Annotated in this window: 21 protein-coding genes; 5 read left to right on the forward strand and 16 right to left on the reverse strand. The window is 40.4% G+C overall.

The features are described 5' to 3' along the window. Positions 1-332 precede the first annotated feature (332 nt). The 7 genes from QM629_RS18540 to QM629_RS18570 form a co-directional block, all read right to left on the reverse strand. Positions 333-1403, reverse strand: coding sequence for a 3-oxoacyl-ACP synthase III family protein (locus QM629_RS18540; protein WP_415161393.1), 1071 nt, complete (start codon positions 1401-1403; stop codon positions 333-335). A 33-nt stretch (positions 1404-1436) separates the two neighbouring features. After that, positions 1437-1688: a short-chain dehydrogenase gene (locus QM629_RS18545; RefSeq protein WP_415161394.1), complete on the reverse strand. Its 252-nt coding sequence runs from the start codon at positions 1686-1688 to the stop codon at positions 1437-1439. 38 nt (positions 1689-1726) lie between these two features. Next, a complete protein-coding gene (locus QM629_RS18550) occupies positions 1727-2173 on the reverse strand; it encodes a cold-shock protein (RefSeq protein ID WP_415161395.1) in 447 nt (148 codons plus the stop codon). Positions 2174-2236: 63 nt separating this feature from the next. Beyond that, positions 2237-3460, reverse strand: a complete 1224-nt coding sequence (locus tag QM629_RS18555) for a DEAD/DEAH box helicase (RefSeq protein WP_415161396.1) — start codon at positions 3458-3460, stop codon at positions 2237-2239. Positions 3461-3518: 58 nt separating this feature from the next. Beyond that, a complete protein-coding gene (locus QM629_RS18560; protein WP_415161397.1) occupies positions 3519-3818 on the reverse strand; it encodes an RNA recognition motif domain-containing protein in 300 nt (99 codons plus the stop codon). Positions 3819-4012: 194 nt separating this feature from the next. Then, positions 4013-5149 carry an acyltransferase family protein gene (locus tag QM629_RS18565; RefSeq protein ID WP_415161398.1) on the reverse strand — a complete coding sequence of 379 codons (1137 nt, stop codon included), beginning with the start codon at positions 5147-5149 and terminating at the stop codon, positions 4013-4015. A 378-nt stretch (positions 5150-5527) separates the two neighbouring features. Then, complete coding sequence (locus QM629_RS18570; RefSeq protein ID WP_415161399.1) at positions 5528-5746, reverse strand: hypothetical protein; 219 nt, start codon at positions 5744-5746, stop codon at positions 5528-5530. A gap of 348 nt (positions 5747-6094) precedes the next feature. On the opposite strand from QM629_RS18570, the gene QM629_RS18575 reads away from it, so the two are divergent. Then, complete coding sequence (locus tag QM629_RS18575; protein ID WP_415161400.1) at positions 6095-7351, forward strand: aspartate kinase; 1257 nt, start codon at positions 6095-6097, stop codon at positions 7349-7351. 42 nt (positions 7352-7393) lie between these two features. Here the strand turns inward: QM629_RS18575 and QM629_RS18580 are convergent, their stop codons facing one another. Beyond that, the gene (locus tag QM629_RS18580; RefSeq protein WP_415161401.1) at positions 7394-9880 is read right to left on the reverse strand and encodes a DUF5686 family protein; all 2487 of its coding nucleotides are present in this window, start codon (positions 9878-9880) and stop codon (positions 7394-7396) included. Positions 9881-10118: 238 nt separating this feature from the next. Here QM629_RS18580 and QM629_RS18585 point away from each other — a divergent pair, with 238 nt between their 5' ends. The 4 genes from QM629_RS18585 to QM629_RS18600 all read left to right on the forward strand — a co-directional run bounded on the left by QM629_RS18585 (position 10119) and on the right by QM629_RS18600 (position 14611). After that, positions 10119-10289, forward strand: coding sequence for a hypothetical protein (locus QM629_RS18585; RefSeq protein WP_415161402.1), 171 nt, complete (start codon positions 10119-10121; stop codon positions 10287-10289). Between the two features lie 456 nt (positions 10290-10745). Then, entirely contained in the window at positions 10746-12839 is a 2094-nt protein-coding gene (locus QM629_RS18590; RefSeq protein WP_415161403.1) for an endonuclease MutS2, read from the forward strand. Positions 12840-12851: 12 nt separating this feature from the next. Next, positions 12852-13247: a response regulator gene (locus tag QM629_RS18595; protein WP_415161404.1), complete on the forward strand. Its 396-nt coding sequence runs from the start codon at positions 12852-12854 to the stop codon at positions 13245-13247. Between the two features lie 179 nt (positions 13248-13426). After that, positions 13427-14611, forward strand: coding sequence for an acyl-CoA dehydrogenase family protein (locus tag QM629_RS18600; RefSeq protein WP_415161405.1), 1185 nt, complete (start codon positions 13427-13429; stop codon positions 14609-14611). Positions 14612-15168: 557 nt separating this feature from the next. Here QM629_RS18600 and QM629_RS18605 read toward each other — a convergent pair. The 8 genes from QM629_RS18605 to QM629_RS18640 are packed head-to-tail and all read right to left on the reverse strand — an operon-like array spanning position 15169 to position 23825. Beyond that, the gene (locus tag QM629_RS18605) at positions 15169-16344 is read right to left on the reverse strand and encodes a glycosyltransferase family 4 protein (protein WP_415161406.1); all 1176 of its coding nucleotides are present in this window, start codon (positions 16342-16344) and stop codon (positions 15169-15171) included. Between the two features lie 7 nt (positions 16345-16351). Next, positions 16352-17140: a class I SAM-dependent methyltransferase gene (locus QM629_RS18610; protein ID WP_415161407.1), complete on the reverse strand. Its 789-nt coding sequence runs from the start codon at positions 17138-17140 to the stop codon at positions 16352-16354. 5 nt (positions 17141-17145) lie between these two features. Continuing rightward, positions 17146-18276 (reverse strand): glycosyltransferase family 4 protein, encoded by a 1131-nt coding sequence (locus tag QM629_RS18615; RefSeq protein ID WP_415161408.1) that lies wholly within the window; start codon positions 18274-18276, stop codon positions 17146-17148. Positions 18277-18293: 17 nt separating this feature from the next. After that, complete coding sequence (asnB, locus tag QM629_RS18620; protein ID WP_415161409.1) at positions 18294-20198, reverse strand: asparagine synthase (glutamine-hydrolyzing); 1905 nt, start codon at positions 20196-20198, stop codon at positions 18294-18296. Next, entirely contained in the window at positions 20186-21100 is a 915-nt protein-coding gene (locus QM629_RS18625) for a glycosyltransferase family 2 protein (RefSeq protein ID WP_415161410.1), read from the reverse strand. Before QM629_RS18625 ends, asnB begins: the two co-directional genes overlap by 13 nt. Next, positions 21090-22301 (reverse strand): glycosyltransferase, encoded by a 1212-nt coding sequence (locus tag QM629_RS18630; protein ID WP_415161411.1) that lies wholly within the window; start codon positions 22299-22301, stop codon positions 21090-21092. Before QM629_RS18630 ends, QM629_RS18625 begins: the two co-directional genes overlap by 11 nt. Next, complete coding sequence (locus tag QM629_RS18635; RefSeq protein WP_415161412.1) at positions 22294-23430, reverse strand: sugar transferase; 1137 nt, start codon at positions 23428-23430, stop codon at positions 22294-22296. The genes QM629_RS18630 and QM629_RS18635 overlap by 8 nt, the downstream gene beginning before the upstream one ends. Next, positions 23427-23825, reverse strand: coding sequence for a response regulator (locus QM629_RS18640; RefSeq protein WP_415161413.1), 399 nt, complete (start codon positions 23823-23825; stop codon positions 23427-23429). Before QM629_RS18640 ends, QM629_RS18635 begins: the two co-directional genes overlap by 4 nt. Between the last annotated feature and the right edge of the window lie 87 nt (positions 23826-23912).

Genomic DNA, 23912 nt, shown 5'->3' on the forward strand with positions numbered 1-23912 from the left:
CTATCTGAATGAATTTTGTTACAAGTTTAACCGAAGGTTCTTTGGGCAGAGTTTATTTGACAGGGTATTGGTCGCAACGCTGGAAAATCCATGGTACAGACCTTTTCCAAAAAACGGATAGTCATTGCTTATTTATGATATAATATATCAGGATTGTGCGGAGAGCCCGGTATTCTTTGAAGCTTTTTTGCTTAAAAGAATGCCTCCGTCTCTGCTGTCATATCAGCGGAAAGCAGTTTTGGGAAAGGCAGTTATTTTGTGAATATATCTGGAACTCCCGAAGGCCAAATAGGGGATAGTAATTGAATAGGCAAACGGGGAACGGGAAATAATTATACCCGGTAACAAACCGCATTAATATTCATGCCTGCACCAACGGAAGCAAAAACGACAATATCATTTTTGTTAAGGCAATGATTTTTTAATGCGCCTTTAGAAACCATATCAAATAAAGTAGGAATGGTGGCCACAGAACTGTTGCCATGCCATCTAATATTCATGGGCATGATATCTGCAGGCACCTGATCAATACCATACAATTTGAACAGCCGGTCAATAATGGCTTCATCCATTTTTTCATTAGCCTGGTGAATAAATATCTTCTTTACTTCTTTTATGGTTATATTATATGCATCAAGACAGGACTTTACAAGCGCAGGAACATGTGTGAGTGCAAATTCATACACTTTACGGCCTTTCATTTTTAGATAATGATTATGATTGCAGGGATCATTATAATTTGATTTGCCCATGCAGATATAATCAACTTCGTATTCTGTAAAACTGGCTGTTTTTGCTCCAATAATGCCGCTGTTACAATCTGTATCGTTACGCGCTTCAGTTATCACTGCACCGGCGCCATCGCTGTAGATCATGCTGTCTCTGTCGTGCGGATCAATTACGCGGCTTAAGGTTTCAGCGCCGATAACAAGAAAGGTGTTAGCCATGCCGCATCTTGTAAAGGCATCCGCCTGTATCAGGGCCTGCAGCCAGCCGGGGCAACCAAATAAAATATCGTAGGCTACACAGGAAGGGTTTTTAATGCCCAATTTGTTTTTAACACGGGAAGCCAGTGAAGGCACCATATCAGATTGGGCGCCGCCGTTCTTTATGTCGCCAAAGTTATGGGCAACTATTATCTGGTTAATAGTCTCGGCATCTATACCGGCGTCAGCGATAGCTTTAGCGCCCGCGATAGCTGCCATACAGGAAGAATGCATGCCTATATCTGCATAGCACCGCTCTTCAATACCGGTTATTTGCTGAAACTTTGATATTATTTCACGCTGTTCACGCTGAATAAGGCTGCCTTTTTCATCATAAAAAATCTGGCTTTCAAAATTGCAGTTCTTTATAATGTTTGCCGGGACGAAACTTCCGGAGCCGGTTATAACTGTACGCACTTTAAATGATTGAAAACAATAAAGGGCTTGTTTTTACGCTATTGCCAGCTTGGTAAATTCAGCGCCATTGAACATGCGGCACAGGTTGTAATCTTTCGATTTTTTCCACTGTTCAAAATTGGCTTCAGAAACAATGCGATAAAAATTCTTTGCTTTCAGTTCATTAAAATCCGGCGTTTGTATAAAAATACCTGTTACGTTATTTCTTGTTTTGAAACTTATTTTAACCGGCACTTCAGCCTGGTTGTTAGCCGAAAAAAATTTTTCTATTTGTTCTGTTGTCATAATAAAATTTTAAGTTGATAAATATCAGGATAAACCGCTTACTTCAATTTTTTTACCTGTATGGCATTCATGCCTTTGGGGCCGCGTTCTGTTTGAAAACTTACCCTGTCGTTTTCTTTTATCGCTTCTGACAGCTGGTTGGCATGCACAAAAACGCTTTGCTTCGTTATAGCATCTTTAATGAAGCCATATCCTTTTGCATCATTAAAAAAATCAACCACACCCTGCCTTTCCGCATCTTCTTCCATACGCACCGGCACGCCTGTATTCATATCTTCATGATTAAATACTTTTTTCTTTTTCGGATCGGGCGGTGTGGAAGAAAGATTGCCGTTCTCATCAATATATGCCATCATATCTTCTAGCGATTTGGCTTTGCCGGCATTGGCTTTACGCTCCTGCATTTTTTCCACTTTTTCCTGCTTCTTCTTTAATCTTTTTTTCTCCTTTTCTTTTTTGTTGAATGTTTCTTTTGATTTTGACATGATGTATTTTCCTTTAATAACGTAATGCTTTCACCAGTGATGGTTCTCTGTATAGCAGAAGCGCTATCGCTGCCTGAAAGTTTTATTTCTTTTCCTGCTTAAAGACCGGAAAGGCACAGGTGCTTTTGGTTGCATGGAAACATCTGCCTGCACCATTTGAAAGGGATGGTCTTCCATTACAGGAATTGATCTGGCAATAAGTTTATGAATATCGCGCAGCAACATTTTTTCTTCCATGCCACAAAATGAAATGGCTTTTCCGTTAATGCCGGCACGGCCTGTACGGCCAATGCGGTGCACGTAAGTTTCAGGAATATTGGGCAGTTCGTAATTGATTACATACGGCAGGCTTTCAATATCAATGCCTCTCGCTGCAATATCGGTGGCTATTAATACGCTGATATGCCTGTTCTTAAAATTGTTTAATGCCATTTGCCTTTCGGCCTGCGTTTTATCGCCATGAATGGCCTGTACCCTTATATTTTCCCTGCGCAGCGCGGCGCATAATTTATCCGCACCAAATTTTGTTTCTGTAAAAACAAGCGCTGTATCTATGCCGTTATTTTTCAATAAATGAATCAGCAATGCCCTTTTATCATTCCTCTCTACAAAATAAACCAACTGTTCCACAGTTTCTGCTGTTGTTGATACAGGTGTGACGTTTATGCTTACCGGGTTATTTAAAATGCTCTGGGATAAATACAGGATATCCGGCGGCATGGTGGCAGAAAAGAACAAGGTTTGCTTTTGTTGCGGCAGCCTGGCTAATATTTTGCGCACATCGTTTATAAAACCCATGTCGAGCATACGGTCGGCTTCATCCAGTACCAGCGTTTTTATATGCTGTAAGGAAATGCGGCGCTGCATAACAAGATCGAGCAGGCGGCCGGGCGTGGCAATTAAAATATCAATGCCCTGCTGTAATTTTTTTACCTGGTGGTACTGGCTTATGCCACCATAAATGGCAAAGCTTTTTAAACCTGTATAAGCGCCATAGCTTCTGAAGCTTTCTTCAATTTGTATAGCGAGTTCCCTTGTTGGCGTAAGAATTAAAGCTTTTATATGTTTTGATGAATGGCCATGCTTATTATCGTTAAAAAGCGACTGTAAAACAGGTAATGCAAAAGCGGCCGTTTTGCCTGTGCCTGTTTGTGCGCAGGCCAGTAAATCCTGGTTAGCTAATGCAACCGGTATAGCTTGTTGCTGTATAGGGGTGGGGTGTATATACTGTTGTTGTTGCAAAGCCTTTAATAAAGGTGCAACCAATTTTAAATCTTTAAATTCCAAAATCTGATTAATTTATTACGCGTGCAAATGCAGCTTGTTTGTTATTCATGAAATAATTTTAAAAGAAACGCTTATTGCCGGAACGGGAAAAAGAATTCCTTCCGCCGCTGCGGTCTTCCTTTTCACGGGCAACAGATACAGAAAGTGCACGGCCTTCCACATCTCTGCCATTCAGGCCTTTCAGCGCTTCATTGCCTTGCTCTTCAGATGGCATTTCCACAAAGGCGAAGCCACGGGAACGATTGGTCATTCTGTCCATAATGATTTTCGCCGATGTAACGTTGCCATACTTTGAAAATAAATTTTTCAGGTCTTCTTCACTGGTGTGAAAACTTAAATTGGAAACATAGATGTTCATAGAAATATTTTTTAAATTAATAATACTTGAGGTAAGTAGAAACAAAGTGAGAGAAGTATAAAATTTACTCTGGCAAAGTAAAAAATAAAATTGTCTTAAGTATGCTTTTACAGCTCAATTGCGACGAAGATAAGCTTTTAAGCTGAATATTTTTGTTAAAGCAGCATAACATTACCTGATAGCCCCAACAGATATTACACTTTTAAAAATATTTTCTTTTTGTACAGGATCAGCATGGGCGCCATTAATATCAGTACATAAGTTACGGCGCCGGCGAGTGAAGCATTAATGGGAGAGAAGTTAGGAACGAAGATGGTTTGATATAAATACTCCTGCAAGTTTACTGTTTTACCATGCAGGTCAAGATGAATCCAGCCCAAAACGGCTAACACCACATCGGCTGAAACGTAAGCAGTTATTGCATTTGCGCCATACGCCACAAATGGTGTAATATATTTTTTGCGTTGATGCACATCAATCAGCCAGTAAGAAACAGCAAGGCCGGCTGTAGCCAAACCGCCGGTATATAAAACAAAGGAGCTTGTCCATAAAGATTTGTTGATGGGGAACCAGTTGTTCCATATTAATGCAAGCATAATTGAAAAAAGAGCAAAGGTTAATAGCCAGGCAACCTGTTCGGCTTCTGTTTTATCCGTGCGTTTTAATGTAGCGCCCACCATTATGCCATATAAACAGGTGCAGATTGCGGGCAATGTGCTTAAAATGCCTTCGGGGTCCCAGGTTTTGGTGCCGCTCCACATGTGTTCCGGCGTGAGAATAATATTATCAAGCCATGCAGCTAAATTTTTGCCTGGTTCCAATATGGCATAACCATAGCCCGGCACCGGTACAACCGTCATTAAAAAACAATACAAAATGAGTATAACGGCAAACAGCCAAAGCCAGGTTTTAAAATTTGTTTTGAGGTAAATTATTGTACAGATAAAGAATATAATGGCAATGCGCGGCAATACGCCCAATATCCTGAAATGATGAAAATTGAACACGAATAAAAAATGTATGGCCACATAAATAAGGTAGATTTTTACGGAACGCCATAATGCTTTTAAGATGGTCTGTTTATGCAGGTTTTTATCTGCTTTCTTCGAACTCATGGCATATACAATAGATACGCCTACCATAAACAGGAAGAAAGGAAATATGAGATCGGTGGGCGTGCAGCCATTCCATTTTGAATGTTCAAGCGGTGCATATACATAACTCCAGTCGCCGGGATTATTTACCAGGATCATGGCGGCGATGGTTAAGCCGCGAAAGAAGTCAAGGGAAAGCAGGCGTTTCTTTTCCTGTGTAACAGTTGTGGAGGCCATTAATTAAATTGTTGAGCGTAATTAAACAAACATTGAGCAGTTCAGTAAGCAGGCAAGATATTTAAATAACTTAAGAAGTTGGTTGAATTATATTTTTAGCTAACGGTTGTGCAGCAGCCGTAAACTATATTAGTAGTGATGTTCCCTCCCCGCGATGGTGGGTCACAAATGCGGCTGTCGAGCCATGCTTTTACAAATGCCGGCGTTAGCTGCCGTTAATCTCATTAATATTTCTATACTTCATTTCTGCTCGACTTTTTAGATCGTTATAAATTTCAGGGTTTTCACGATAAAATTTAAGATCACGCAAATCAGTATATAAAGTGTTTTCGTAAAATGCAACTGCGGATTCCCATCCAATTGATTTAGCTTTTTCGTTTAAATTGATTTAGCTTTTTCGTTTAATTTAACATTTTCGTTGCTCGGAATTTTTGCCAGGCTTATAGCCATTTTTAAATCTTCGATGGAACCTTCAATGTCATATATAGAACGCTTTGATGTAGCACGTCCAAAATATATATTCGCATCATATAACTCAATAGTCATTGCTTTAGTGAAATCAGCAATAGCCTTATGATAATATATTAAGAGTTGCAAACAAAACGCTCTGTCACCATAAGCTTTTTTATTCCGAAACTTATTGCATTGTCATAGTATTCCAAAATACTTTCATCACGAATCATTTGTTCATAAAACAAATGATTTGCAATCTCATACGCCTTCAAGCCAAGTTCCGTGTTATTGTCAATTCCCGATTTTGCTTTATCCTTAATGAATATTTTACTAAACCAATGCATCTTTTTACTGGTTAACTAAATGGTAGCCACTCTCAAATATATGCAACTCCCAAACCTTTGAAAATATATGCAAGTTTCCAAACCAACTAACAGAAATGGTTTCAACCAATCCACCAACTATCTTTGCGCGGTTTTTCAATAAACATGTATGAAGGTATTTAAGTTCGGCGGCGCCAGTGTAAATTCTGTTGAGTGTATTCAACATATAAAAGATATTTTGTCAGCGTATAAAAACGAAAGGCTTGTTGTTATCATTTCTGCCATGGGTAAAACAACCAACGCCCTGGAAAAAGTTACGGAAGCTTTTTATAACGGGAAAAAGGAAGCAGCATTGCAGTTGTTTAACGTTATTAAAAACAACCATCTTACTACTACCAAATATTTACTGGTTACGCATTACAACGCCTGTTATGAGCAACTGAACAATTTTTTTACAGAGGTGGAATGGCTGCTGCATGACAAGCCTGTGCGGGAATATGATTATTACTACGATCAGGTGGTTTGCTGCGGCGAATTATTAAGCACCTGCATTGTCAGCTATTATCTGAACGAAGCAGGCATTGCCAATAAATGGATTGATGTAAGAGATATCATCCGCACGGATGATAATTTCAGGGAAGCGAATATTGACTGGGATTTTACATCAAAAAAAGCAGTGCAACTGGCAGAAGATGCCAGCGATAATATTATGCTTACACAGGGCTTTATCGGCAGCACTGATGAGAATGAAAGCACTACGCTTGGCCGTGAGGGCAGCGATTATACAGCGGCGGTTTTTGCCAATTTACTGAATGCAGAAAGCCAGACAATATGGAAAGATGTGGAAGGCGTAATGAATGCAGACCCTAAACAGTTTCCCGATGCACAGTTACTGCCTGAGCTGAGCTTTGATGAAGTGATCGAAATGGCTTACTATGGCGCACAGGTTATTCACCCGAAAACGATAAAGCCTTTGCAGAACAAAGGCATTCCCCTGCATGTAAAATGTTTTTTGGATGCTTCGCTGCCCGGAACAATCATTTATAAAAAGCAGGTAAAAAACCTTCCGCCCATTGTTATCATAAAAGAAAAGCAGGCTTTAATGCATTTGCACAGCCAGGATTTTTCTTTTGTGGGGGAGAAGCCCATGAGTGAATTATACAGGATACTTGGCGAGTTAAACATCAAGCCCAATCTTATTCAAACCGGCGCCATCAGCCTGCAACTGTGTTTGGATGACCGCGCTGAAAAAATTGATCAGCTTGCAGCAGCGGCGGGTTTGATTTTTGATGTTCAGGTTGAAAAAGATCTTTCTTTATTAACCATACGGCATTATACCGAAGCATTGCTGGATGAGATGGTACAGGGCAGGCAGGTAATTCTGCAACAACAAACACCTGAAACGGTGCAGGTATTGTACAGGTAGGATAGGGGATTTAATTGTCTTGTATCCGGGCCAGCCGGATTTTTACAGTGAAAATTTAAACCCGAAGAAAACGCCAAACCTGTCAACCCGCTCAGTTGGCAAGGGCCGGGGCAGCACACGCCAGATAAAATCAACACTGAAGAATTTAAAAATATTATCAACGCCGGTACCCACTTCAAGGTACATTTTATTGTTAAGCGTTTTGAAAGGATTGCCTGATACAAAGTTGAGATTATAATTCGCATCCGAAAGGTCACCGATAATGCCCTTGGCTTCCCAGAACTGGCGCAGCTTTAATTTACGGGTGAGTTTGGTATAGCGGAATATGCCGGAACCAATATTGTGCTCAATATTAAAACCGGCATAACGGTCGGTAAGGTATTCAAACCTGTTAATCAGGTTGAAGGAATATTTGCTGTAATAATACCAGCTATTGCCCGGCAAAACGGCCAGCATCTGGTAAGGCGCCGTGCCAAAAACCTTTCCGGCAAAAACATTATAATAGAGCGTGCCGTAAGGGGCAATATTTAAATAATCTGAAACGGAAAGCGTTACTTTATCATATTTATAACTGCTGTTGAATACACCGGGAAAAGCATGCACATAATTCAGCTCAACCACAGGGTAGTCGCTGCCAAGGTTATACCTTTCAAAATTGTCTTCAATGGTATGTTCCTGGTAAGCATAACGAAGCCGCAGCCCGGTTTCGAATGTATTGAATGGCTCGCCAGTTTTTGCAGGAAAATAGCTGGCGCCCGGCAGGTTTAACACCGCTTCATATTGCTTGCTGTTAGCCCAAACACCAATGCCAAAGCCGCTGAATGTTTCGCGGTAATATTCGAATTTTTTTTCTGTAACCTGTTGCAGCCTGTACTCCATGCCCGGTTTGCGGAGAAAGAACCCGAACACGTTATCAGAACCCAACTGGTCGTACACCACCTGGCCGTTATCAATATCTTTCTTATAATAAACATCAATATAGCTCCAGGGCGAACGGCTTAACATATATTTAGCTTCGGCTTTGCCTTTAAAGGTTTTATCTGCAAAGCCATAAGCAAGATAACCGCGCAGGTTCAGTTTATTGTTAAAGCCGCGATTGGTGGCAAGGTCAAAACGCATCCTTGTGCCTTCGTACGGATTGCCCGATACCCAGTAATACCAGGGGCCTATGCGCACATTACCCACATCAAGCGTGCCGGTGGTTAAAAAATTAAAGGCATGCTGATAGCGTATATATGTTTTATTGTTGGTTAAGGTATCCAGTACTTTATAAACCGTTTGCTCGCTGGCATTTAAAGGTTCGTGCCTTTTTTCCTGCCAGAAGGAATCCGGTTTATTTTGAGCGCCGCGTTTTAATAAAATATCTTCATTCGATTTATTGGAATCAAGCGCTGCCGTAACCAGGCTGCTGTTAATAAGCACATCTTTATATGTTGTGGTTTTACGTGCCTTCAGGCCAAGCCTTTTTTTGCTGATGGGCGTAATATCTGCTACAAATTTATCTTTATATAAAAACCAGGTGCTGTCGTTTATCAGCCTGAATTCCTGTATAAGCGTTAGCCCGGTAATGAAATTAATATTGGCATCTGTTGCAGGGCGCAGCATAATTTTTTGTATGGAGAAACTGGTATCGTGCACCCAGCAGTCGCCTTCAAAAAATTCACCGCCCGGGCGTTTGGGCTTAAAGGCAAAATGCACCAGCCGTTTACCGGCGAGATATTGTGTATCGAGCAATTTAAAGTTGTAAAAATTACTGCCATTATCACTGAACGGGCCTACATATTCCCTGTTAAAAACAGGGATGGTGTTGTCGTACACATTCACGTTCTGATAGGTGTTGCCCAACTGTTTTATATAGCTTTCATTTTCTATGCCGTTGGTTATGGTTGCCTTAATTATTTCGCGGGTTTTGCGTGGGTCTTTCTGATAATAATAGTCAGAAAGGGTTTCGGTTAAATAAACCGGCAAAAAAGGTTTTTTTTCTGATGTGCTGTCCACATAGCCCAGCACAAAGCTTAAAGGCTTTAAAAGAAAATTTCTGCCCAGTTTTTCTTTATTTACATTGTCAAGGTCAAGTTCCAGTTTATTATAAACTTCATAACCATAGTTGCCAAATTGCCGCCTGTCGTTTTCCGGTTTATGGGCAATAATTTTTTTCCAAAACCACAGGGCCCGGTTATATTTTGCTTTTACCACCACTTCTTCTTTTGATTGTATAACAGCAAGATGAATAGTGATGAAGGAAGAATCTTCTATATCGGCAACCGGGATCCTGGTGGGCGCATAACCAACGCTGGTGATTAAAAGCGTATCGGCAGCGGTGCGGCTGTTTAAAACGATGGAGAATTTACCGAGCGAATCGGTAAGCATGCCGCCGCTTTGTACCGTAAATTTTACAGAAACAAAAGGTATTGGCTCATCGCTTTGTTTATCCAATACTTCGCCCTGTATTATTTTGGTTTGGGCAGCAGCATAAAAAGGGATAAAGCTCATAAGCGCCGGTAAAAACTGCAATAATACCTTTCGCATATACGGCAAAAATATTCCCAAACCGGCAAACCTGCATAGAATTATCAACCGTTTAACTAATTGGGGCAGCAGCAACCAAGAAGGGAGCCGGCAGGCAGGTTATATCTAAAAAAATTATAAAGATATGCCCGGCCGCCCGAAAGAAAACGAATACGGCAGGTTTGGTATGAAATTGGTTATTTAAGAAGCATAGAGGAATTCACTTAAATATATTTATTAATCATTTAAAACAAACGTTATGAACAAGAAAGTAATCGCAGGGGCGGTAGTTGCATTAGCAGCCGGTATAGCCACGTTTATTTACAGGCGTAACAAAAACAAAATAGATGAATATGCATCAGATGCCTATAATGAATTGGGAGATGAGATGCGTGTTACAGAAGACCGGCTTGAAACAGCTTTCTCCTGACTTTTTCCAGCCTTAAATTAAAAACAGGTACCCCGCCATCAGCGGGGTTTTTTGTATGCAGAATAAGTATAACAAAGAAATTGATCCTAAAAGGTTTAATTGGCGTTTTTAAGAATCATTCAAAGGGTTCGGGAATGATAATGTAACCAAGCTAAGCGCAAGCCTGGCGTATTACACCGTGTTTTCAATGAGCTTTTACTGGTAGTGATCATTTCTTTATGCAGTATTTTCCTGGGCCGGTAAGCCATTGAAGGAAAGATGTATGATCAGCTTGTTAATTTGGCAGGTGCTGATGCAGCTTTGCAATTACAGCAGCAGATAATTAAAAACGGCTTTATTTGCTGTATCTGCGGCAATGTTATTAAGTTAATAACAAAATTTAAACATTGTATTTTGCAGCGTTTTTCTAATCGCTGATTATACTATCGCTAAAGTAGTTTTGTTTTTATTGAAGAAATGAAATTATACCCGGCATCTGCGGAGCAGCAACTTGAATTTTCCAAAATAAAAAATCTTTTGACGACTTATTGCGACAGCAATTACGCCAAAGAAAAAGTAGCGCAACTGCGCATTCATACCAAAAAAGAAATCATCGTGCTGCAACTGCAGCAGGCGTATGAGTGCAAGCTGCTATTGCAGCAGGGCCAGGCATTGCCCAATAATTTTAGTTTGGATTTAAGCTACACCCTAAAACTATTAAACATTGCAGGCGGTGTATTGCAGGCAGCGGATTTTATAAACATCCGAAGGCTGGCAGCCAATACAGAAAGGATATTCCGGTGGTTTGATGCAGAGCGCAGGCTGGCTTATGCAGCCTTGTACCAGGTGCTGGAACATGCTTATTATGAAAAAGCAGTCATTCAAATGATTGATGAAATACTGAACGATGGCGGCGATGTAAAAGATAATGCCAGCGAGGCGCTTCAGAAAATAAGGCAAAACCTTTTTAGAAAGCGCAATGAATTGCGGCGCGTGTTTGAAAAAGCTGTTGCCCGTTTGAATAAGGCAGGCTACAGCGCGGAAATTGAAGAAAGCTTTAGCAACGGAAGGCGGGTAGTGGCCGTTTTTTCAGAATATAAACGGCAGGTAAAAGGCATTTTGCATGGCGAAAGCGACAGCCGTAAAACAGCTTTTATAGAGCCCGAAGAAACCATAGAATTAAACAACGAAGTTTTCTCGCTGGAGCATGAAGAGAAGAAAGAGATATACCGGATTTTAAAACAGCTTACAGCCAGCCTTTCCGTTTACAGTAAGCTGCTATTGCAATGGCTGCATATAGCCGGCGAATACGATTATATCAATGCCAAGGCAAAGTTTGGCATTGATATAAAAGGCAATTTTCCCAATATCTCAGATAAGGCCATTGCAGATTTAAAGGAGGCGCATCATCCGTTGTTGCTTTTGCATAATGAACAGTCAGGTAAAGAAACCGTTCCGGTTACATTAAGGCTTGATGAACAAAATCATATACTCGTTATAAGCGGCCCGAATGCCGGCGGCAAAACCGTTACTATGAAAACCATTGGCCTCAACCAGGTAATGATGCAAAGCGGTTTGCTGGTGCCGGTGCACCACGACTCTGAAATGGGCATCTTCAAACAATTATTTATCCACATTGGCGACACCCAAAGCATAGAGTTTGATCTAAGCACCTATTCTTCCCATTTGCTGCACATGAAGTACTTTATTGAGCATGCAAACGGCAAAACTTTATTCTTTATTGATGAGCTTGGCAGTGGCACAGATCCCAACCTGGGCGGGGCTTTCGCTGAAATTATTTTAAACGAATTAAACCGGAAGCATTCGTTGGGCATAGTAACCACCCACTACCTTAACCTTAAAACCTTTGCCAATAAAACCCGGGGAATTATTAACGGTTCAATGATGTTTGATGAAGAAAATCTGCAGCCTTTATTTAAATTATCTGTTGGAAAACCGGGCAGTTCTTATACTTTTGCAATTGCAGAGCGTATTGGTTTACCCAAACACCTCATCGCTAATGCAAAAAAGCTGGTTGATGAAAATCATTTCCGTTTAGACAGATTACTGAACAGAACGGAAAAAGATCTTCAAACATTGCAAAAAGAAAAGCTCGATCTGAAAAAGTTATTGTCCGAAAATGAGCAACTGAAAAAGCAATTATCAACTGAATTAAGTAAGGAAAAGCACAGGCAGCAAATTGAAGTTTTAAAGCTTCAAAATAAAGTTACCGAAGAAAGGATAGCTTATCTCAAAGAAATGGAGCGTAAGCTTAAACAGATTGTTTTGGACTGGAAGAAGGCCGAGAATAAAAATGAGGTAATCAAGCAACTGCAGGAGCTTTTATTTAAACGTAAGGATAACCATGTAAAGAACAGGCTGGAAAAGAAAATTGAATCAAAATACAGGGAAGTGCAAACGCCCGTAGCCGTTGGTTCAAAAGTAAAAATGAAGAAGAATTTCCAGGTTGGCGAGGTTAAAGAAATACGTGGTAAAAGAGCTGTAGTGCAAATTGGAATGGTTCCGATTAATATCGGCCTGAATGATCTCGTACCCGTGGAAGAGAAATAAGAGGAGTAATATATGCCAGCTTTTGACAAAGTATTATTTATTGATGACGACATCATTACAGTGAAGATTTGCGAGCGCCTGATAAAGCTTGTTGATTTTGCCGCGAAATTTGTTTCGTGTGATGATGGAAAAAAGGCCCAAACCTATTTAATGAATAATAGGAATTGTTTGCCCGATATCATTTTTGTTGACCTGAATATGAGTGTAATGAACGGCTGGGAATTTATTTCCTGGTTCAACGATTGGTCTGAAGTAATTGAAAAAGACATACCCGTTTACATATTTTCATCCAGTTTATACAAAGAAGATTATGACCGGGCCAGTTCCCTTAAAACAGCAGGCTTTATAATAAAACCTATAACTGTAGATCATCTCTCCAAAATATCAGCCAAATATGCATCTATGTAAAACCTTTACCGGTTACAGATTACCGGCTAACCGGTATTGAAGGCGCTTTGATTGGTATTGCAAACCTGTAAAAGCAGCCTGCACCCTGTAACGGGCAACCGGCATTCATCCGCTAATTTTATCCTTAGCCTAACACTAATTACCTTTGCCGCGTTTTATTTACCATTAAAAAATACGGGATGGCTTCCAGGACCGATAATTTTCAATCGCCGGATTATTATCTTTTAGATGAACTGCTTACCGATGAGCATAAGCTTGTTCGCGAAACAGTGCGCAATTATGTGAAGAAAGAAATTTCACCCATTATAGAAGACTATGCACAGCGCGCCGCATTTCCTGAGTTTATCGTAAAGCAAATGGGCGAGCTGGGTTGTTTTGGCCCAACCATTCCGCCGGAATATGGCGGCGGTGGCCTGGATTACATCAGCTATGGGTTAATGATGCAGGAACTGGAGCGGGGCGATAGCGGCGTTCGTTCAACAGCCAGTGTACAGGGCAGTTTGGTAATGTATCCCATTTATGCGTATGGCAGCGAAGAACAACGCAATAAGTATTTGCCTAAGCTGGCAAGCGGGGAATGGCTGGGGTGTTTTGGTTTAACGGAGCCTGATTTTGGCAGCAATCCTGCCGGTATGGTAACCAATATTAAAGAAGATGGCGATTATGTAATACTGAATGGCGCCAAAATGTGGATCAGCAATGCGCCTTATGCACAGGTTGCTGTTGTTTGGGCAAAGGATGAAAACGGAGATATACGTGGCTTAATTGTTGAGCGTGGCATGGAAGGTTTTTCAACGCCAGCTACGCATGGCAAATGGAGCCTGCGCGCCAGCGCCACCGGCGAGCTTGTTTTTCATGATGTGCGTGTGCCTAAAGCGAATGTTTTCTCCAACGTAAAAGGTTTAAAAGGCCCGCTGGGATGCTTAACCAAAGCCCGTTATGGCATTGCATGGGGCGCCCTCGGCGCTGCTATGGATTGTTACGATACGGCTTTGCGGTACAGCAAAGAACGGGTGCAGTTTGATAAACCCATCGGCGCATTCCAACTGCAGCAAAAGAAGCTGGCGGAGATGATAACCGAAATAACCAAAGCCCAGTTACTTGTGTGGCGGCTCGGCGTTTTAATGAATGAAGGCAAAGCAACGCCGGCGCAGGTGAGCATGGCCAAACGCAACAGTTGCGATATAGCCGCCCATATTGCCCGTGATGCAAGGGCCATGCTCGGCGGTATGGGCATTACCGGAGAGTACAGCATTATGCGCCATATAATGAACCTTGAAAGCGTGCTTACCTACGAAGGCACGCATGATATTCACCTGCTTATAACGGGTATGAATGTAACAGGTTTTAATGCGTTTAAGTAATTGTCTGAACGGGGATTTGGGTGGATGAATGGATGGGGAGGATGGGTTTATTGCGGAGCATTAGTACATCTATTGTTTTTTTCCCTTTTGGGCAGATACATCTTATCCGATATTAATAAAGTTGCACTTCTTTCTTTTTGTTACACTATAATATTTAGATTAATCCGTTCGAGTGGGGTTAATTGCTTTTTATAAAAATTGCCCTGAGGAGTAACATATTTGTAGCTGCGCATTAAATAATAAGCGCATTCGGTTCCGGCGGAGCTGCATATTGAATTTCAGATGGCACTCCGCCGGAGTGCATGCTTAACCGGTGTTTTCCTACAAAGGTTATGCCTCTCCCAAGCAATAAATAAACTCCGCCAACGGGTTTAGATTACTTCTGTTTTAAAACCAAATCTTACTAATTTTTTTTCTTTACGCTTAATCAGTGCCTGATGTTAAGTCTTATTTGAGACATCATAAAAAATAATACCGGCTGCTTTATGTGCGCCGGTATTGTTTTATTGATCGTGCAGAGAATAATGCTGATCATACATGTCAGCATTATTACATATTTAATTTAAACTAAGTGCGGGTTCTTTTTTGGCTACCTTGTTTTCATAAATCTCATTAAAGCTTTCTGACCATTTTTGCCAGTTCAAATGTTCTTCAAATCGTTGCCTGCTTGAGGCTACAAGCTGCTGGTACTTTTCTTCATTAATAAATAATTCGCTTATCAGGGCTGCATACGTGCTGCCCGGCGCTGAATAAGGCAGGCAATACCCGTTAATGCCATCCTTAACTATTTCCGGCACACCGCCGGTTTCGGTTGTAATAGCGGGAACGCCATAAGCATTGGCTTCACACCCTACCAGCAAAGAGCAGTCGGCCCTTGTTGGCACTAATAAAAAGTGAACGCAAGACATGATCTCTACAAATTTTTTGTAATCATCTTTATTGTTCTTGTCTAGAAAAGGTATCACTTCCATATTGGGATGAGCAATATGTGAAGGTGGCACACAGCCGCATACAATAAGCTTAGCCTGTATGCCATGCGTATAAATCAGGTTTTTTAAAACATCAAATGCTATGCTTCCGCCCTTCCTCTCCCAATCAACAGCAAGGAACAATAAAGTGAGCTGTTTGTTCTCTAATTTTTTATAAATGATTTTCCTGTCCGGGATCAAATCAATATTAGCGCCAAATGGTGCAATAAAAACTTTATTGTTTGCAATATGATAATCCTTCACTGCAGATTCGGCCGCCCATGTTGAAGGGTATATGATGGCAGTGCTTTTCTTTAAAGCATGCTTTTCCAAAAGATTGCCTTCAATTTTTGAGAACCAGAACATTTTATCAAACTCGCTGTAATCGTAATTGCTCATCAATTCAAATGTTGCATCTGTAATGTAAATAACAGGCAGGTTGGTTTTTAAAAAACCAAGCTCAACGGAAGCAGCGGGGGCGCAGATGCAATCGTAATTTCTCTCTTTGAGTTTTTTATTAAACTGTTTGGCTGTGTACCAGCTAAGCAGCAGGCTGTATTTTGTAATATATTCCCTTCTGAAAATTATTCTTGTGGCTTTAGCCATTGCACGCAATGTTTTATCAAGCCATTTTGGAGGTTTAACAGGACCAAGAAAATTCACCTCATTGCCATTTTTCTGCAATGCTTTGGCAATATAGTAAGTGGTGCCGGACCAAGACCTTTTATCTAACGGATCATTTAATGCTAAATAGGCTATTTTCATTATGCTTTTATTGCCTCTGTTTTGTAATGGTCGTTCTTTCGCAAACGAAAAAGAACCCACCTGTGAGATAATAAGGTAACCAGTCAGCTATTTTGCAGTCAATGACCTGCAGGAATTTTATGCGTTTTGTAAAAAACGAAAACGGAAAAACATCCTCTATGAAATTTGCTTTGCCAAACCGTACAATTTCTAAATTATGTTTTGACGAAAGTTGCTGAATATCTTTTTTTGAAAAAAACTGGATATGATCTAAATTGTCTGCATCAGATTGTACAGTGGTGCCGCTATAGCCTAATAATTTCTTTGACTTTACTATCAAGTTCCATATCCGGTTATTTTTATTTCTTAGCCTTAAAACAGGCTTTGTAATAATGCTTTCCCTTGGCCCTTTGCCATTAGGCACCGTGATGATTAATTTGCCGTTTGATGACAGGCTTTTTTGCAAAACTTCCAGCAATGCATCGGGGTTATTAAGATGTTCCAGCACTTCGCTGCATATTATTGCATCATATCTTGAACCTTCTTCCACAAGCTGTTCTGCGCTTTTCGTCATAAACTGTACATTGCTGAACTGGTTCAGTGCTTTGGCTTTTTCAATGGCTTTTTCGCTTACGTCAATGCCGGTTATATTAAACCCAAAACGCCCGAGGTGGCGGCTTATGACGCCATTGCCGCAACCCACATCGAGAATGCTTGCATTAGCCGGTAAAGCATCCTGCAGAAAGTTTGCAATAAAATCTATGCGCTTTCTGTCAGCAATTCTTTCAAACTCGTATAAATCTGTTTTATTGTTCATTTTTTTTAATTATTGGATAAGATATTGGAATAAATATTTTCAATTTGCCTGGTCATTTTGCAAACATCAAAATTGTCAGTAATAGTTTGCCTTGCCGCTTTTCCCAACGCTGTCCTCAACGTTTCATTGTTCATTAATTCAAGCATAGCGGTTGACAGCGCTTCATCCTGCTGCGGTTCAATCAATAAACCATTTTTATTATGATGTATGATCTCAGAAGAACCATCCACTTTTGTAGCGATCACCGGCTTGCTCATTGCCATGGCTTCCAGCAGGCCTATAGGAAATCCTTCCCATAATGAAGGCAGGCAGTACACATCAGATGAAAATAAAATATCGGCCACATCAGTCCTGAAATTTTCAAACACAACGGATTTTTCCAATCCAAGCTCCTTTACTGATTGTATTGCCGCTTTCTTTAAATCGCCATCGCCCACCATCAGCAATATGGCTTTGGGATTGGCTTCAGCCACTTTCTTAAATGCTTGTATCAGCCCCAATGGGTTTTTCTGAATGGTAACCCTGCCGATGAAACTGGTAACAAATGCATCAGCCGGAATGTTCAACTCCCTTCTCACGCATCTTCTGTCTGTATTGGCCGGGTTAAAATGCGCCACGTCAATACCGTTATAAATAACGGTGGAACTAAAGTTTGGGATATTAGCCTTGCCGGTATTTTGGTTTGACGCGGAAACCGAAATATTGCAGTTGGTTTTTTTTGTTATCCATTGTTCAAATAAGATGCGCGCCTTTTTTGTAAAGAATGATTGATCGTCGTGAAACGACCAGCCATGTATAGTATAAACAACAGGCAAATGTAAATTTTTTGCAGCCCAGTAAATATTGGATGTGGCCCTTGTGCCATGTATGTGCACAAGATCAACCTGCTCCTGCTGCATCAGCTTTTTAACTTTATTCCAGGTGGTAAAATCAAAAGGCTTTTCGGAAGGAATTACAAAGTTTTCAATGCCTGTATGGTTTAATTCAGTAATCATTTGCCCGTCTGTAAAAGAAAGAACTGCCGGCTCAAAAATTGTTCTGTCAATATGCTTTACAAGGCTTAAAATGTGCGATTCTCCGCCGCCCACTTTTCCCTGCCGTATAGCCTGCAGTATTTTAATTTTTTTCTTTTCCATTATTCAAACCCATATTATTAAGCGGCGTTTTTGCACCACCTTTCATACCATAACTGAAATACCAGGATGTTCCATACTTTTTGATAGGTAACACGTTTTCCCTGCAAATAATCTTTGCTTAATTTCATTACAGGGCCATTATTGAACAAGCCTGTCTCATTTAATTTTTCTTCGCTTAAATAATAATTGATCTTTTCTTTCAGCTCATCTTTGAACCAAACGGTTAGCGGCGCTATGAAAGGCATTTTGGGCCTGTCCATTAATTCTTTCGGAACATACTTGTGCACAATTTGCTTAAGCATGTATTTATTGGTTTGATTGCGGATCTTTAAATGTGCGGGTAACTGCGCCACAAACTCTATAATGCGGTGGTCGAGCATGGGTTCACGGCCTTCAAGCCCTACGGACATGGTGGCGCGATCCACCTTTACAAGATTATTATCCACCAGAAAGGTTTGATAATCTATGGCCAGTAATTTGTTGAGCGTATTTACATCGCCGGAGAATTTACAGCCGCTTTCAAAGTTTGTTTTATAGCCTTCGTATTTATGCTTCAGAAATACGAAGGCTTCATCTTGTGTAATATACTGGCTGATATATTTCATGGCAGCCGCCGGCGATTTTTCTTTCCAGATGTTTTGCATCTTTTTATACCGCGTGGCGAAATTATATTGCCTGTTGAAATATGGAATGCTCTCCGGGTTAATGTAAGACATTACATTCCCGAAGAGCGATTGCATAAAATAGGGAACGGATTCAGTATAACGGATTGATTGATTAAACTTGTTGTAACCGGCAAACACTTCATCGCCGCCATCGGCAGAAAGAGAAACCTTTACATGCCGGCTTGCCAGCCTGCTCACCAATGCCGTGGGAACAACGGAGTTATCGGCAAAAGGTTCATCATATATTTCAGGCAGCTTATGAAAAACATCGGCGGCATCTGAAGCAGATACATACCATTCATGATGATCTGTGCCAAGATATTCCGCAATTTTTTTGGCTTCGGGCGCTTCGTTAAAAGCAGCTTCTTTGTAGCCTATTGTAAAAGTTTTTAATTTTTCGGTCCTGTTTTTCTGAAGGATGGAAGCAACGCTTGTGCTGTCGTAACCACCACTTAAAAACAAGCCAACCGGAACATCGGCCACCATGCGGTATTCATAAGATGAGATAAGCAGTTTTTCTACTTCGTTAATGGCTTCCTGTTCAGAAATATCAAGTGTAGGCCTGTTATAATAATCACACACATCCCAATACCTGGTTTCTGTTATTTTTTTATTTGAAAGCGACAATTTGAGATAATGCGCCGGCTTTAATTTGAATGTGTTTTTAAAAATGGTATGCGGCGCCGGGATATAACTGTATTGAAGAAACAGTGACAGGCTGTTTACATCAATCTCTTTATAGAAAGACGGATGCTGGTGCAGGCTTTTTAATTCAGATGCAAAAAGCAAAACATTATTATTCCAATAATAATATAATGGTTTTACACCGGCCCTGTCCCGGCAAATGGTTACTTCATTTTTGTTTGAGTCGTAAATAATGTAAGCAAACATGCCGATGAATTTATTTACCACGGCATCGCCCCATTTATGATACCCTTTTAAAATAACTTCAGTGTCTGATGTTGAGTTAAAAGAGTAACCGGCTTTTATAAGCTCTTCGCGAACAGTGTTATAATTGTATATCTCACCATTAAAAATCAGGCTGAGGTTTTCAAAATGCATGGGCTGGCGGCCATTGGCTGAAAGGTCTATGATGGATAATCTCCTTTGCCCTAAACCGATTGACGCATTTGGGTTATCAATTACTTCATAGCCGGCATCGTTCGGGCCGCGGTGCGCTAAGGCATCGGTCATTTTCTGCAATACAGGTGCAGATGTATTTTTATTAAAGTCGCAAAAACCGGCTATTCCGCACATAATTCAATTTTTTTGAGGTTACGATTTGATAGATTCCATTTAATGCCTTTCCAGAAAGCTTTTAAATGATCCGTTTCTTTTTTCAGCAAAAAGCCAAGTGTATTTTTGGGCAGCGTAAAGAAAGTATAATAAAAGGCAAACCCTAAAAATGAAATGCCTTTTACATTCCTGCGCATGAAGAGTATCCTGTTCCTGTTAAGGTAAAACGTTTTTAAAGTGCTTGTTTTGCCCACGCTCATTGATTCTTTATGGTAGATCAATGATTTGTATTGATAATAAATATTAAAGCCTTTCTTTTTTATTTGCTCGCACCAGTCAAATTCTTCATAGTATAAAAAATACACTTCAGGCATTAAGCCTACTTCATCAATCACACGCCTTGAAACCATCATGCCGCCGCCGTGGCCATAGTTTGTTTTTGATATGGCATCGTACTGGCCTTCGTCTTTCGTGCGGCAACCCACCATGCTGTTTCTTGCTGTAAAAGTGTTTACCGCGTTATAGCCTGCAAATTCAATGGTGCCCGGCGCATAGTAATAATGAAATTTCGGGCTTGCCACCCCGGCATCAGGATAGTTGTGGAATATTTCAAGAAGGCCTTCCAGTATGGTGGGCGTAAGCTCTGTATCATTATTTACAAAAAACAGGTAATCGCCTTTCGCCTGTTTAATGCCCAGGTTATTGCCACCGGCAAAGCCGAGGTTCTTATCGCTTAAAATGATTTTAACCGAAGGAAGAACGCTTTTCAGTTTTTCTGAAGGGTTTTCTCCTGAAGCATTATCAACAACTATTACTTCGGTATTGGCATATTGAAGACAAAGGATTGACCGCAACAGATCAGCTGTAATATCTGCATTGTTGTAGTTAATCGTAATGATTGATATGAGCGGTTTAATTGTCATTCAGCTTAAATAAAGGATTGGTTATTTCGTTTTTTGTATGCGTTGTATGAATAAAAACATTTTTTGCTTTTCCGGCCGTAAACAGTGAAATGATCATTACAAAAACTGCTTTTGGCAGTTCCAGCATTGCGGTAAATAGTTTTTTGTTTATCAGGCGCCTCGGCAAAGCCATGGCAAGCGTTATAAAGTATAAAATGCTCAGGCTGAGAAATGCATTGAAAATTACAGAGGGTTGAAAAAAATAACTAAACAGGGTTAATACAAATAAGGCAAAGATCAGGAGCACACGGGGCGGAACAAGATTATTTAAAACCGCCAGGTTAAAATAACTGAAATTGCCTTTAAGAAGCTGGCTTAGCCCTGGTGCAAAAAATTGTTTTAAGTAAACGAACTGGCTAAGCAGCCATCTTTTTCTTTGATGTTTAAATGCATTGGGGTTGTCTATCTTCTCATCAAAAACCAATGCGTTTTCCAGGTATTTTATTTTTATGCCCAGTTCAACCAGTTTTAACTGGAGCGGCTTATCAAAACCGCTTACAGCCGAAATTTCTGACAGGATATTTTTCAGCATATTAAATTCAAAAGCCATTCCTGAGCCGATCACTGCGGAAGAAAGACCCAGGGCATTTGCGCCTTTCCTGAATATGTGATTATTTATTGCTTCGCTGCAGCCATCCAGCACGGCAAATTTTGAATCTGCATTTTTGGCAACACGCTTTGCCTGCACTGCTTTTTGGCCATACACAAATTCGTAATTCACCTGCCTTAAAAAATCCTGCGTGAGCAGGTTATCTGCATCGCAAATTAAAGCTATACCATAATTTTCTGAAATGGCTTCAAAGGCCTTATTCAGTGATTTGGTTTTTGTGCTGTTTTCAAAAGACACTTCAATAACATTTACATCAAGCTCTTTTAGCCGGGCAAGGGTACCGGGCTGAAAAGAGTCGGCTATGATGTAAACATCGTACCAGTTTTTAGGATAGTCCAGTTGTAAAAGGTTTTGTGCAGTTGATAAAATAATATTGTCTTCCTTATATGCCGGCACCAGGATAGCAATGCGGTTTATGGGCACAGAATAGTTTACATTGGCATCTTTCTTACGTAAAAAACCGGCTAACGAAAAAATAAAGAAATATAATACGGAGAAACCGCAGTAAACCAGCGATACCAGGAATAATATGTTAACCACTACATCAAACATTGCTTTTATGTATTAATTCTTTTGGCGTTTTAAGCATAATTTTCAGGTCGTATAAAAAAGAAGCATTGTCGGCATAAGCCACATCCATTGCAATTCTTTCATCAATGGTAAGGTTTTCGTTTGACCGGCCTTCAATCTGCCATAAACCGGTGATGCCGGCAGTGGCAAAAAACCTTTTGGCCGATTTGTCAACCGTGATGGTTTGGGCTTCGTAGAGTGGCAACGGCCTGTTGCCCACTATGCTCATATCGCCTTTTAAAACATTGATGAGCTGCGGCAGTTCATCCAGGCTGGTTTTGCGCAAAAATTTTCCTACGCGGGTAACCCTCGGGTCATCTTTTAATTTAAAGAAGAAAGATGTTTTATGGTCTTTATATTCGTTCATGTATTGCAGGTTAGCAATCATGCTGTCTGCGTTTACAATCATGGTCCTGAATTTATAAAAGGTAAAGACCTTATACCACCGGCCTGCACGTTTTGACCTGTAAAAAACCGGCCCCCTGCTTTCCAGCTTAATGGCAATGGCAATAATGATGAAAAACGGTGAAACAAGCAGTAATAGAAAAGAAGAAAGTAAAATATCCAAAGCCCTTTTAGCGATGTAGTTAAATCCCCTGTGATCGAACGGGAAATATTGCAGTTTTTCCTGATGATAAGGCATGCTGCTTTTCAGGGATTTATATTTTTTAAGTATCCCAATTTTTTCGTTCAGGTCAGCCGGGCTTATATTAGCCGTTATGACATCATCAAAGCCTTTCAGGTGGCTTAAGAGCGAAGCGCTGTCTGCTTTTTCCTGGAAGCTTAATAAAAGAAGGGGCGTGTGACCGGTTATCTGCTGGCTGCTCAGGAACCTGGAAAAATCAGCAACACCTTTTTTGCTTAGTTCAGCATCACATATTATAGCATCGAAAGGAAGATTTTCGCCTGTCAGAACAATTTCCTTTGCCGTTAAAAAATCTTGCGTGATACAGGTCTGCGGGCTTTTTAAAAATTTTTTTCCGGCGCCGGTAGATGAAGCAGATAGTATTACCAGCAGGTTCAGGCCCCGGAGGTTGGTTTCTGTTACTGTTGTTTCGTTTAAAGTTATTGTTTCGGAGTTAAACATATTAATCGTGAGTTTAGTTTTCATTGTATGATATTCCTATCATATTTTTTCAGGATAGTTGTTTCCACCAATTCTTTTAGCTGAAGCGGATCAAAAGGCTTGCACAGAACGGTGGCGCCAGGCACCTGATAAGATAATTTTATGTCTTTAGAGCCTGATAATATTATTATAGGGATGTGCCGGTAAATAATGCTTGTGGAAAGATGTTTAACCAGTTGGTACCCATCAATATTTTCCATCAAAATGTCTGTAATAATCAGGTCAGGGCAAATTCCGCCGGACAGATGATCAATGGCTTCTACACCGTCACAAGCTGTAAATACATTGTATTTTTTCTCAAAAATTTTTTTCAGCAGCAAAACCATCACCTCATCATCGTCTGTAATTAAAATTGTTTTCTTTGTAGATAAGTTCCACATGGTACGAATTCTTTATGGGTTAAAATTAGCCTGCTATATTTGCCCCGGCCTTCGAAATTGGTAAACGTTGGAAAAATGCTCGGGAAC

Origin of the sequence: Parafilimonas sp. (genome assembly GCF_047606085.1) — a bacterium.
Taxonomy (GTDB): Bacteria; Bacteroidota; Bacteroidia; order Chitinophagales; family Chitinophagaceae; genus Parafilimonas.

Coding starts and splice junctions, on each gene's coding strand:
- QM629_RS18590 (WP_415161403.1), top strand. CDS start 10,746: ATGAAATTATACCCGGCATCTGCGGAGCAGCAACTTGAATTTTCCAAA.
- QM629_RS18575 (WP_415161400.1), top strand. CDS start 6,095: ATGAAGGTATTTAAGTTCGGCGGCGCCAGTGTAAATTCTGTTGAGTGT.
- QM629_RS18585 (WP_415161402.1), top strand. CDS start 10,119: ATGAACAAGAAAGTAATCGCAGGGGCGGTAGTTGCATTAGCAGCCGGT.
- QM629_RS18545 (WP_415161394.1), bottom strand. CDS start 1,688: ATGACAACAGAACAAATAGAAAAATTTTTTTCGGCTAACAACCAGGCT.
- QM629_RS18560 (WP_415161397.1), bottom strand. CDS start 3,818: ATGAACATCTATGTTTCCAATTTAAGTTTTCACACCAGTGAAGAAGAC.
- asnB (WP_415161409.1), bottom strand. CDS start 20,198: ATGTGCGGAATAGCCGGTTTTTGCGACTTTAATAAAAATACATCTGCA.
- QM629_RS18580 (WP_415161401.1), bottom strand. CDS start 9,880: ATGCGAAAGGTATTATTGCAGTTTTTACCGGCGCTTATGAGCTTTATC.
- QM629_RS18610 (WP_415161407.1), bottom strand. CDS start 17,140: ATGAACAATAAAACAGATTTATACGAGTTTGAAAGAATTGCTGACAGA.
- QM629_RS18595 (WP_415161404.1), top strand. CDS start 12,852: ATGCCAGCTTTTGACAAAGTATTATTTATTGATGACGACATCATTACA.
- QM629_RS18565 (WP_415161398.1), bottom strand. CDS start 5,149: ATGGCCTCCACAACTGTTACACAGGAAAAGAAACGCCTGCTTTCCCTT.
- QM629_RS18630 (WP_415161411.1), bottom strand. CDS start 22,301: ATGTTTGATGTAGTGGTTAACATATTATTCCTGGTATCGCTGGTTTAC.
- QM629_RS18615 (WP_415161408.1), bottom strand. CDS start 18,276: ATGGAAAAGAAAAAAATTAAAATACTGCAGGCTATACGGCAGGGAAAA.
- QM629_RS18635 (WP_415161412.1), bottom strand. CDS start 23,430: ATGAAAACTAAACTCACGATTAATATGTTTAACTCCGAAACAATAACT.
- QM629_RS18550 (WP_415161395.1), bottom strand. CDS start 2,173: ATGTCAAAATCAAAAGAAACATTCAACAAAAAAGAAAAGGAGAAAAAA.
- QM629_RS18605 (WP_415161406.1), bottom strand. CDS start 16,344: ATGAAAATAGCCTATTTAGCATTAAATGATCCGTTAGATAAAAGGTCT.
- QM629_RS18600 (WP_415161405.1), top strand. CDS start 13,427: ATGGCTTCCAGGACCGATAATTTTCAATCGCCGGATTATTATCTTTTA.
- QM629_RS18625 (WP_415161410.1), bottom strand. CDS start 21,100: ATGACAATTAAACCGCTCATATCAATCATTACGATTAACTACAACAAT.
- QM629_RS18640 (WP_415161413.1), bottom strand. CDS start 23,825: ATGTGGAACTTATCTACAAAGAAAACAATTTTAATTACAGACGATGAT.